Source organism: Mycobacterium sp. MMS18-G62 (assembly GCF_053877835.1).
This window is the reverse complement of record NZ_CM132662.1, coordinates 3,797,262-3,808,047: the sequence shown is the minus strand read 5'-3', so window position 1 is coordinate 3,808,047 and position 10,786 is coordinate 3,797,262. Positions and strand designations below refer to the sequence as shown.

Annotated in this window: 10 protein-coding genes; 4 read left to right on the top strand and 6 right to left on the bottom strand. The window is 65.0% G+C overall.

From position 1 onward, the window contains the following. Window positions 1-4: 4 nt before the first annotated feature. The gene (locus ACWW36_RS18950) at window positions 5-2,188 is read right to left on the bottom strand and encodes a thiamine pyrophosphate-dependent enzyme (RefSeq protein ID WP_456137513.1); all 2,184 of its coding nucleotides are present in this window, start codon (window positions 2,186-2,188) and stop codon (window positions 5-7) included. 43 nt (window positions 2,189-2,231) lie between these two features. Continuing rightward, window positions 2,232-3,005, bottom strand: coding sequence for an HAD-IIA family hydrolase (locus tag ACWW36_RS18945; RefSeq protein WP_456137512.1), 774 nt, complete (start codon window positions 3,003-3,005; stop codon window positions 2,232-2,234). Window positions 3,006-3,029: 24 nt separating this feature from the next. On the opposite strand from ACWW36_RS18945, the gene ACWW36_RS18940 reads away from it, so the two are divergent. The 3 genes from ACWW36_RS18940 to ACWW36_RS18930 are packed head-to-tail and all read left to right on the top strand — an operon-like array spanning window position 3,030 to window position 5,659. Continuing rightward, the gene (locus ACWW36_RS18940) at window positions 3,030-3,584 is read left to right on the top strand and encodes a GNAT family N-acetyltransferase (protein ID WP_456137511.1); all 555 of its coding nucleotides are present in this window, start codon (window positions 3,030-3,032) and stop codon (window positions 3,582-3,584) included. Window positions 3,585-3,594: 10 nt separating this feature from the next. Beyond that, window positions 3,595-4,293: a dienelactone hydrolase family protein gene (locus ACWW36_RS18935; protein ID WP_456137510.1), complete on the top strand. Its 699-nt coding sequence runs from the start codon at window positions 3,595-3,597 to the stop codon at window positions 4,291-4,293. Next, the gene (locus tag ACWW36_RS18930) at window positions 4,286-5,659 is read left to right on the top strand and encodes a pyridoxal phosphate-dependent decarboxylase family protein (protein ID WP_456137509.1); all 1,374 of its coding nucleotides are present in this window, start codon (window positions 4,286-4,288) and stop codon (window positions 5,657-5,659) included. Before ACWW36_RS18935 ends, ACWW36_RS18930 begins: the two co-directional genes overlap by 8 nt. 73 nt (window positions 5,660-5,732) lie before the next feature. On the opposite strand, the gene ACWW36_RS18925 is transcribed toward ACWW36_RS18930, so the two are convergent. Beyond that, on the bottom strand, window positions 5,733-6,518 hold the full coding sequence (locus ACWW36_RS18925) for a spirocyclase AveC family protein (RefSeq protein ID WP_456137508.1): 786 nt from the start codon (window positions 6,516-6,518) through the stop codon (window positions 5,733-5,735). 206 nt (window positions 6,519-6,724) lie between these two features. On the opposite strand from ACWW36_RS18925, the gene ACWW36_RS18920 reads away from it, so the two are divergent. Continuing rightward, window positions 6,725-7,372, top strand: coding sequence for a TetR/AcrR family transcriptional regulator (locus ACWW36_RS18920; protein WP_456137507.1), 648 nt, complete (start codon window positions 6,725-6,727; stop codon window positions 7,370-7,372). A 6-nt stretch (window positions 7,373-7,378) separates the two neighbouring features. On the opposite strand, the gene ACWW36_RS18915 is transcribed toward ACWW36_RS18920, so the two are convergent. The 3 genes from ACWW36_RS18915 to ACWW36_RS18905 are packed head-to-tail and all read right to left on the bottom strand — an operon-like array spanning window position 7,379 to window position 10,782. Beyond that, entirely contained in the window at window positions 7,379-8,260 is an 882-nt protein-coding gene (locus tag ACWW36_RS18915; RefSeq protein WP_456137506.1) for a mycofactocin-coupled SDR family oxidoreductase, read from the bottom strand. A gap of 27 nt (window positions 8,261-8,287) precedes the next feature. Further along, window positions 8,288-9,556 (bottom strand): cytochrome P450, encoded by a 1,269-nt coding sequence (locus ACWW36_RS18910; RefSeq protein WP_456137505.1) that lies wholly within the window; start codon window positions 9,554-9,556, stop codon window positions 8,288-8,290. Further along, complete coding sequence (locus ACWW36_RS18905) at window positions 9,553-10,782, bottom strand: cytochrome P450 (protein WP_456137504.1); 1,230 nt, start codon at window positions 10,780-10,782, stop codon at window positions 9,553-9,555. The genes ACWW36_RS18910 and ACWW36_RS18905 overlap by 4 nt, the downstream gene beginning before the upstream one ends. Between the last annotated feature and the right edge of the window lie 4 nt (window positions 10,783-10,786).

The following is a 10,786-nucleotide window of genomic DNA, read 5'->3' as shown; positions in this document are numbered from 1 at the left end:
GCTATCAAGCGCCCGCACCGGCGAGTTTGATCGCCGCGGCCTCGATGGTGTCCTCGGACAGCAATACCTGCAAAGCCGCATCGCCCAGCGGGATAAAGCTGTCCTTGCTGGCCACGCGTTCCACCATGCCGGTATAGCCGTGCGCCAGCAGCTCCGCGAGTACGCCTTCGCCCACTCCTCCGGTCGCCCGGGTCTCGTCGACGATCAGCACCCGCCCGGTGGCGCTGGCCTCGCGAAGCAGGTCCTGCACCGGCAGCGGCGCCAGCCACCTCAGGTCGACAACCCGGACATCGATGCCAAGTGACGCCAGCCTGCGGGCCACCCGCAGGCTCATCCGTAGCCCGTTGGCGAACGTGAGCATCGTCAGATCCATCCCGTCGCCGTAGGTGCGCGCGCGGCCGATCGGGACTCCCGCACTCGGGTAAGCCGCCAGCCAGCCGTCGTCGCCGTCGTCATGCAGATCGCGGGTGTGGTAGAGCGCGATGGGTTCGAGGAAGATGCACACGATGCCCGCCACCTTCGCGGCGGCGATACACGTATGCAGCATCGCCGCCGCATCGTCGGGGCGCGCCGGTGATGCGATCACGACGCCGGGGATGTCACGGATCGCGGCGATGGAGTCGTCGTTGTGAAAGTGCCCGCCGAAGCCCTTCTGATATCCGTAGCCGGCTACCCGAACCACCATCGGATTGCGGTATTGCCGGTTGGAAAAGAACTGCAGCGTCGCCCCTTCACCGCGAATCTGGTCCGCGGCGTTGTGGAAGTACGCCAGATACTGGATCTCCGGAATCGGCAGAAGCCCAGACACTCCGGCGCCGAGCGCGAGGCCCAGGATCGATTGCTCGTCGAGCAGCGTGTCGAATACCCGTGCCGAACTCGTCTTGCCGAGAAGTCCACGAGTGACGCCGTACACGCCGCCCTTGCGGGCGACATCCTCGCCGAAGATCACTACCTCCGGATAACGGTCCAGGATGTCGTGCAGCGCACGGTTTATCGCAAGCGCAACCGTCAAAGGGGCATACGGCTCGCCTGCCCTCACCGCTGCGGCCAGGGACGCCGGGTAGGCGGCAACCGCTTCCTCGAGGGCGTCCTGCAGGGGCTTCATCACCGTCGGCGCATCATCGAGTTGTGGTAGATCGCCGACCTGAGCCGCTAGGTCAATGACGTTGGTGCGCTTGGCCTCATAGCGATCAAGCACCTCCTTCGGCGTCAGCACACCCTCGGATGCCAAGAGTTCGGCGGTGTGCAGCACCGGATCCCGGTCGTAGTCGGCCGCGATCTCGTCGGGGCGCCGGTACGCCGGTTCGTAGTCGGACCCGGCATGACCCATCAGCCGGACCATACGCAGATGCAGAAACGCCGGGCGCCGGTGCACACGTACCCAGGATGCCGCGGCCGCAGCGGTGTCGAACGTCGCGGGCAGATCGCAGCCGTCGGCGTCGAAATACCGCAGCCCGTCGCGGTTTCCGTAGGTGTGCTCGATCCATCCCCGTGGCGTCTTGACGCTGATGCCGATGCCGTTGTCCTCGCAGACGAACAACAACGGCATCGGCACACCCTGATACGCCGAGTGCAGCGCCGCGTTGATGGCACCCACCGCGGTTGAGTGGTTCACCGATGCGTCGCCGAAGCTGCACACCGTGATCGCGTCGTCGGGCCACGGGCACGCCACACCCAACTTCTTCGCGCGCGCAATGGAAAAGGCGACGCCGAGCGCACGCGGAAGGTGCGACGCGATGGTCGATGTCTGCGGAATGATGTTGAGGTCGTGGCGGCCGAACACCTTGTGCCGCCCACCGGCGATCGGTTCTTCGGCGGCGGCCACCAGGCCAAGCAGCATGTCGCGCAGCGGGTCTCGGCCACCGACCTGAGCGGCGCGGGCCAAGAAGAAGCCGCCGGAGCGATAGTGCAGCAAGGCGGGATCGGTGGGACGAAGCGCCGCGGCGACCGCGGCGTTGCCTTCATGCCCGGACGAGCCGATGGTGTAGTAGCCCTTGCCCTGCGACCGCAACCAGCGCGCCGCGAGATCGAGGTGACGGCTGCCGAGCTGAGCGTCGAACAGCGCCAAGCACTGCCCTACGGTCAGCGATGAACCGTCGCGCACGACATCGTCGCGCGAACGCTCCCCCGCCGACGTGCTCATCGCGGAGACGGTCGTGATGAAGTGCTCGTCGATCGGTTCGGCCAACCTGCTCACCTCTGGATCACTTCCGGCGCCAGGTCAACGGCGGTCAGACGAGTTCGATGCAGTCGGCGATGGAGTCGAGCACGCGACTAGGACGGAATGGATACCGCTCGATGTCAGCGACCGTCGTCGATCCGGTCAGCACCAGCACAGTGTCCAGACCTGCCTCGATGCCGGCGACGACGTCGGTGTCCATGCGGTCGCCCACCATCATGGTGCTCTCCGAGTGGGCCTCGATCCGGTTCAGCGCGCTGCGGAACATCATCGGATTCGGCTTGCCGACGAAGTACGGCTCGCGGCCGGTGGCCTTGGTGATCATGGCGGCCACCGAGCCGGTGGCAGGCAGCGGTCCTTCCGCGGACGGGCCGGTGACGTCGGGGTTGGTCGCGATGAATCGCGCACCGCCGATGATGAGCCGGATGGCTTTGGTGATCGCGGTGAACGAATATGTCCGCGTCTCGCCGAGCACGACGAAGTCCGGTTCCACGTCGGTCAGCGTGTATCCGACCTCGTGCAGCGCGGTGGTGAGCCCGGCCTCGCCGATGACGTATGCCGACCCGCCAGGGAGCTGGTCGGCCAGGAATGCCGCCGTGGCCAGGGCCGACGTCCAGATCGAGCTCTCCGGCACACTCAGGCCGGAGCGCAGCAGCCGCGCGGACAGATCCCGCGGTGTGAAGATCGAATTGTTCGTCAGCACGAGGAACGGTCGCTCGAGCTCGACCAGCCGCTGCAGAAACTCGGCCGCCCCTGGCAAGGCGTGTTCTTCGCGGACGAGGACGCCGTCCATGTCGGTGAGCCAGCACTTCGGTGTTGAGCGCACGGGGTCCAGCCTAGGCTGGCCCGCATGAGTGGGACGTCAATCCGGCGAGCCACCGCGGCGGACCTGCCCGGAATTCGGCAGTTGATCGCAGACGCCTACACGAAGTACATCGAACGCATCGGCCGGCCTCCCGCACCTATGACCGCTGACTACGCCGCCGCACTCGAACATTCCCGGGTGTGGGTGCTCGTACGCGACGACGCGATCGTCGGCGCGCTCGTGACGGAATGCCACCCGGACCATTTACTCCTCGAGACGGTCGCTGTCGCACCCCACGCCCAGGGAAAGGGGTATGGACGGCTGCTGCTGGAGCGCGCCGAATCCGATGCGGTCGAGCTCGGGCTGACCGAGGTCCGGTTGTACACAAACGAAGCGATGACCGAGAACCTCAGCTTCTATCCGCGACATGGGTACACCGAAACGGCCCGCGCGGTGCAGGACGGGTACAAGCGCGTGTTCTTCGCAAAGACGGTGGGCGAGAACGATGTCGGCGAGCCGCCGGCGGCCCCGGCCGCCGTTCCCGAATGTAACGGGCGAATATGCGCGCGGTGCAGCATGCCAAGAAGTAGACCCGACTAGGTTCTATTGCGTGACGACCATCGAGATCAACACTCCTGACGGACCCATCGAAGCGCTACTGGGCACGCCCGAAGGTCAGGGACCTTGGCCAGGCGTGGTGGTGGTTCATGACGCGATCGGCTATGGCCCCGACAACGAGTCGATCTCACGTCGTGTCGCCGCAGCCGGATACCTGGCGATCACGCCGAATCTGTATTCACGCGGTGGCCGTGCACGTTGCATCACGCGGGTCTTTCGCGAGTTGCTGACACAGCGCGGCCGCGCGCTCGACGACATCATCGCCGCGCGCGATCACCTGCGCGAGATGCCGCAATGCACCGGAGCCGTCGGTATCGCGGGCTTCTGCATGGGTGGCCGGTTCGCATTAGTCATGTCCCCCAAAGGATTTGGCGCATCTGCACCCTTCTACAGCACCCCGCTACCACGGAACCTGAGCGCGACACTGGACGGGGCGTGTCCGATCGTCGCCAGCTTCGGGCGCCGCGACCCGCTCGGAATCGGCGCACCGGCTCGGCTGCGCAAAGTGGTCGAGGACACGGCCATCACCACCGACATCAAGGTCTATCCCGACGCCGGCCACAGCTTCGCCAACCAGCTTCCAGGCCAACCGCTGCTTCGCATCACCGGCTTCGGCTACAACGCAGCCGCGGCCGAGGATGCGTGGTCGCGCGTCTTCTCGTTCTTCGGTCAACACCTGGCCAATGCCTGACCGCACGTCCGGCCTCCGCGCCGCCGCCGAGCATGCCGAGGCATATCTCGCGACGCTCGACGAGCGCCCGGTGGCCGCCCGCACCGACGCCGCAGCCATCCGCAACGTGCTCGGCGGGCCGCTGCCCGAGCACGGCGAGGACGCCGTCGCGGTGATCGATGCGTTGGCGGCCGGTGCCGAGCCGGGTCTCGTCGCGACCGCGGGTCCACGCCACTTCGGCTTTGTCATCGGCGGCGCGCTGCCCGCCGCTCTCGCCGCCGATTGGCTGGTGTCGGCCTGGGACCAGTGCGCGGCCTTTCACTCCCTCTCACCTGCCGCGGCGGCGATCGAGGAGATCGCGTCGGCATGGACACTCGAGTTGCTTGGATTGCCGGCCACGGCGAGCGTCGGCTTCGTCACCGGTGGGCAGGGCGCGAACACGACGTGTCTTGCCGCGGCGCGCCACGCTGTCCTTTCGCGCGTGGGCTGGGATGTGGAGCGCGACGGGCTGATTGGCGCACCCGGGGTTCGCATTCTGTGCGGCGAACAGGCCCACGCCACTGTCTACACCGCGCTGCGTCTGCTGGGCCTGGGTGCAGATACCGCGGTGCGCATACCGGCCGACGGCCAAGGCCGGATGGACCCCGGTGCGCTCTCAAAGGCGTTGGCCGCCAACGATCTACCGACGATCGTCTGCGCACAGGCCGGTAACGTGGCGACGGGCGCGTTCGATGCTTTCGCGCCGATCGCCGACGCGTGCGGCGAGCACGGCGCCTGGTTGCACGTCGACGGGGCATTCGGGCTGTGGGCCGCCGCCGCACCGTCCCTCAAGCACCTGGCCGCCGGTGTAGAGCGGGCAGATTCCTGGGCCGTGGACGCTCACAAGTGGCTCAATGTGCCGTACGACAGCGCGATGGCGATCGTCGCCGACCCGGATGCGCACCTGGCGGCCATGAGCTTGGCCGGTCCCTACCTTGTGGCCGACCCCGGCCAGCGCGACAACACCAACTATGTGCCGGAAAGTTCGCGACGTGCCCGCGCTGTCCCCGTCTACGCGGCGATCCGCTCGCTGGGCCGCACGGGTGTCGCGGAAATGATCGAACGCAATTGTGCCCAGGCGCGCCGAATGGCCAAGCAGCTGAACGATATTCCCGGCGCAGAGGTGCTGAACGACGTCGTGCTCAACCAGGTGCTGGTGCGCTTGCCCGGCGGTGACGACGCCAACCGTGCCGCCGTCGCCGCGATCCAGCGTGACGGAACATGCTGGCTCGGCGGGACCACGTGGAACGGTGAACACGTGCTACGGGTGTCGATCTCCAACTGGGCGACCACCGACGAGGACGTCGACCGCTCAGCGGCCGCGATCGCCGCTGCCGTCACTGCGTAGCCAATCCCGACTTGACTCTGCGATGGCGGCTTTGGCCACTCGCACAAGTACGCCCACCACGCAGAGTCATTCGCTAGCGGGGTTGGTTCGACACCCCCGGGAACAGCTGCACGTCAGGACCTGAGGTCACATATCCCATCTGTTTCGTCACCAGATGTGGCGCGAAAACCGCGCCGTAGAGCACGTTTCCGATGACGACGACCGCGACGACGGATAGCACTGCCGACTGCAGGCGCGACTTCGACAATCTGTCCGACCACATCTCGATGACGTTCCGGCCTTGCGAATCCGTCCGGCCCAGAAGGTACGTGAAGACCATCATCTGGATGCCCATCGCGACGGCGTCATAGATCGGATACTGGTGCAAGGTCCCCTCGAAGAGTCCCAGACCCGGAATCACATACGCGTAGTAGAAGACTCCGAGCCGGGCGCCGAGGCCCCCGTTGAACAGCAGCGCCCAGCAGAAGCCAACGACGAGGCCGACGATCAACAGGGTGATCGGCCTGCGCCAGTTGAACCGTGCGCTGAGCCGTCGGCCGAGCGCGGCGCCGACTACGGCAGGAATGCAGAAGTAACCGATGTAACCCAGAGGCACCGATGACGGCAATCCGCCCCACGTCATGTTCAACGGCCACCAGGAAGGCATGCGTGGAAGCGCCGGTGGAAATTGCGCATACATCGCCCAGTCGTACGGCGCTTCAATCCATGAGAAAGAAATCGCCGAAATGCACAAGAGAAGCAGCGGGTGCAGGCGGCCCCGTCGGACGCTCAGGTAGATCCCGGCGACGGTGAACACGATGCCGCTGAGCCAGCCGAAGGCGTTGGCCGCCGTCAGCAGCGGCGTCAACTCTGTGTTCAACGGGCATCCTCGTCACTCGCGTTGCGGCGCGCCTCGGGGTCGAAATAGATGACCAGTCCGAAGATCAGTGCGATCAGCCCGAACAGTGTGCCGAGCATGATGAGTTGTCCCACAATTAATAGTGCACACTATTCTAGGGGTCGGGTCAATGCCGGGCTATCGTGAGTGCCGTCAGCCGCTGAGCGCGGTTAGAGGAGTTGGAGACCGTGCCCCAGCGAAGTTCCCCCGAGAAGCAGGCGCCGACGAGCCGTCGGCCTCGCGGCGAACCGCGGAGGCTTCTGCTCGATGCCGCTCGCGATCTGTTCGCCCGCCGCGATTACCGCAGCACCACCACGCGCGAGATCGCCGAGGCCGCAGGGGTCAGCGAATACCTCCTGTTCCGCCATTTCGGATCCAAGGCCGGCTTGTTCAAGGAAGCTTTGGTGCTGCCGTTCACCAACTTCGTCGACGACTTCCGCACGACGTGGCAAGCCGTCGACCCCGAGAAAACCGACGAAGAAGAGTTGTCCCGGCATTTCGTCGGGCAGCTGTACGACGTCCTCGTCGAACATCGCGGCCTTCTGCTGACGCTGGTTGCATCGGACGGCCTAAGCGAGGACGAGATCGAAAGTGCAGGCATCGCCGACATCCGGCGCGCACTCACCGTACTCAGCCGGATCAGCGCTGAGGGCATGCAAATTCGCGGGATGCACTCCGACCAACCGGATCTGCCTGCGCACTCGACGGTGGCAATGATCGTCGGCATGGTGGCGATGCGTTCGACGTTCTTCGGAGCCAAACCGCCGTCACGCGAGGCCATCGTCGACGAGCTTGTGCAGGCGATCCTGCACGGATTCCTGCATCGCAAAGACTGAGTGTCCCTATCCCCCAGGCCCGTTCGGCCACTTGAGAAGTGAGCCGGCATCCACACGGATCTGTTGTCCGGTGATGTAGCGGCTCTCATCGCTGGCCAGAAACACTCCGAGGTTGGCCATGTCCTCCGGCTCGATGTACGGGATCGGCATCGCCTGGAACAGCGTGAACAACGGCTCGGCGTCTTCGCGGGTGGCCTGCTTACCCTGTTGGGTGAGATCCGGGCGGAACATGCTGTACATGCCGTCGTTCTGCAGCAGGTGCGTGTTGCAGTTGGTCGGATGGATGGCGTTGACCCGAATCATGCGATCCGCCAGTGCCATCGACATCTCTTCGACGTACTCGATCAGTACACGCTTGCTCCAGCCGTAGCCCCTGCCACCGGGACCCATGTTCGGATTATCAGTGGTGCCGCGAATCATTCCTGCGGTCGAACCGGTGATGATGACCGACGCCCCATTCGGCAGGTGCGGGATCGTGACCGCGACGGTGTTCATCACGCCGAGCAGGTCGACATCGCTGGCGTCAACGAACGACATCGCGTCGTGCGGTCGACCCATCGCCATCGGCAGGATGCCGGCATTGGCCAGGACGATGTCGATCTTGCCGAGGTCGGCCAGTCCCGCCTCGACGGCCTCGCGAAGTTCATGGCGCTCACGCACATCGGCGATCTTCGCCACCACCCGGCGGCCGATCTCCTTGACCGAGCGCTCGGTCTCCGACAGGTCATCTGGAGTCGCCAGTGGGTACGGGTTGGAGGGGATGTCGCGGCAGATGTCGACGGCGATGATGTCGGCACCTTCCTTGGCCATCGCAATCGCATGCGCGCGACCCTGCCCGCGCGCAGCGCCCGTGATGAATGCGACCTTGCCCTCGAGCCGTCCAGCCATTCTTGTGCTCCTTCTCGATGCGCCGGTTCAGCCAACCGGTGTGAACTCCAGGTGTAATTCGCTCAGCCCACGCATGATGAACGTCGGCTCATAGGTGTAGCGACGGTCGTCGGCGGGGCCGTGATGTTCTTCGGAGACCGTGATGTCGGTCATCCGGTCGAGAATCCTGTTCAAGGAGATGCGGCCCTCCGCCCGCGCCAGCGGTGCGCCCGGGCAGGAGTGCACACCGCGGATGAAGGCGATCTGCTCGCGCACGTTCGGCCGGTCGGGGCTGAAGGTGTTGGGATCGACGAACTTTCGCTCGTCACGGTTGCAGGCACCCGGCAGCACCATCACCGTGGTGCCCGCGGGCACCGTGACATCGCCGACGGTGGTCGTGGTCCTGGCCATCCGGAAATGGGATTTGACCGGGCTCTCCATCCGCAATGTCTCTTCGAGGAACGCGGGAATGTTGCCGCGGTCCTCGCGCAGGCCCTTCTCGAATTCCGGATTCTCTCCGATGATCCGTGCCGCCGAGCTGACAAGCTTGGTCGTCGTCTCGGTGCCGGCGGCGAACAAGAACGTCGACAGGTTCATCACGTCTTCGATGTCCGGCGTTGATCCGTCTTCGTACTTGGCCTGCGCCAACGCCGTCAACACGTCCTCGCGCGGCGTGCGCCTGCGGTCCTCGATGTAGGCGTAGAACTTGTCGTTGAGCCATTGCAGCGGATTGTGCGAAGTTGGCGCCTCCTTGCCCAGTTCGCCGACGGTTTCGAGCGCGAACGCCGCCTTGAACTCGTCGTGATCCTCGGCTGGCACGCCAAGCAGGTCAGCGATCACGAGCAATGAGAACGGTTTTGCGTAATCCGCAAGGAACTCGCACTTCCCCCGATCGATGAACGTGTCGAGCTGCTGGTCGGCCAGCCGCCACATGAACTCTTCGTTCTCCTTGAGCCGCTTGGGCGTGATCAACTTGTTCATCAGACCCCGAGTGCGGGTGTGCAGCGGCGGATCCTGCGAGGTGATGTGTTCGGCCATCGGGACTGCGGCCCGGTGCTGCTCGATCAGGTCCGAGACGTCGTCGTACCCGTCGGGCCCGAAGGGCAGCCCGGAGAACGGGCCTGCGACGGAGACACACGACGAGAACGCCGGGTCCTTGTAGACCGCCAGCGCCTCGTCGTAGCCGGTGACGGCCAGCACGTTGAACGGAGTCGCGTGCACCACTGGGCATTTCGACCGCAGGTGGTCGAAATACGGGTACGGGTTGGGGACGAGGGATTCGTCGGTGAAGAAGTCGACTGATTCGAAATCGGTCAAGATTCACTCCCGTTCGGTGGGTCGAAGAGCACAGGTAGCGACGTCGGCGAGCGAAACACCATGCCACGGATGTGCGGGTCGTCGCCGTCGGGATCGAGCCGCAGGTTGGGCAGCCGGTCCAGCAGTAGGTTGACCGCAGTGCGCATCTCGAGTCGTGCCAAATGCATGCCGAGACACACGTGAACCCCGTGTCCCCAACTGATGGGAACCTTGGCCTGCCGGAAGATGTCGAACCGGTCCGGGTCCGGATACCTGTCCTCCTGTCGGTTGGCGGCGCCGAGCATCGGCATCACCGACGAGCCCTGCGGAATCGGCACCCCGGCCAACTCGGTGTCATGAGTGGCGACCCGAGTGATGTTCAACAGCGGCGCATCCCACCGCACCGCCTCTTCGATCGCCTGCGGGATGAGCGACCGGTCAGTGCGGACCGCCTCGAGTTGATCCGGGTTGGTCAACAGCCCGAATAACAAGTTGCCCAGCGACCGGTACGTCGTCTCCACCCCGGCAGGCAGCAGCAACCGGATGAACGAATAGATGTCCTCGTCGTCGAGCTTGTGCCCGTCGATCTCGGCCGCCGCGAGCGCACTGATCAGATCCTCGCGCGGCTCCTCCCGACGTGCCGCCAGGATGGGCTTGAAATATTCCACCAGCGCCTGCGATGCCGCCTTACCGCGTTCCGGGTTGACGGTGAAGCTCAGCATCGAGATCGACCACCGCTGGAACTGCGGGAAGTCCTCTTCTGGGAGGCCGAGCAGCGCGGCGATGATGCGGGTCGGATAGGGGAAGGTGAACGTCTTGACCAAGTCCGTCTTGCCGTCAGCAGCGAACTGGTCGATGAGTTCGTTGCCGATGCGGCCGACGATCTCGTCTTCCCAACGCGCCAGTGCCTTCTGCGTGAACGCTTTTGTCACCAGCGACCGCAGCCTGCCGTGTACGGGTTCGTCCATGCCCAGCATCACCCCGTGGCCAAGCACGTCACCGAAGATCTGGATCACGACATTGGACGAGTAAGTTTCGTTGTCGCGCAACATCGTCTGGATGTCCTCGTGGCGGTACACGATGAAGACCGGCTTGCCCTCCTCGCCGGGCATCGCGGACATGTCGATCCGCTGGATCGGTGTCTCCTGGCGCTGCTTGGCCAACTCCGGATACGGGTCGCGGACATTGCCCGAGACGACGTCATCGAACGCCCCGAAATCCTCGAGGTCGTCGAACAGATCAGACATGCTG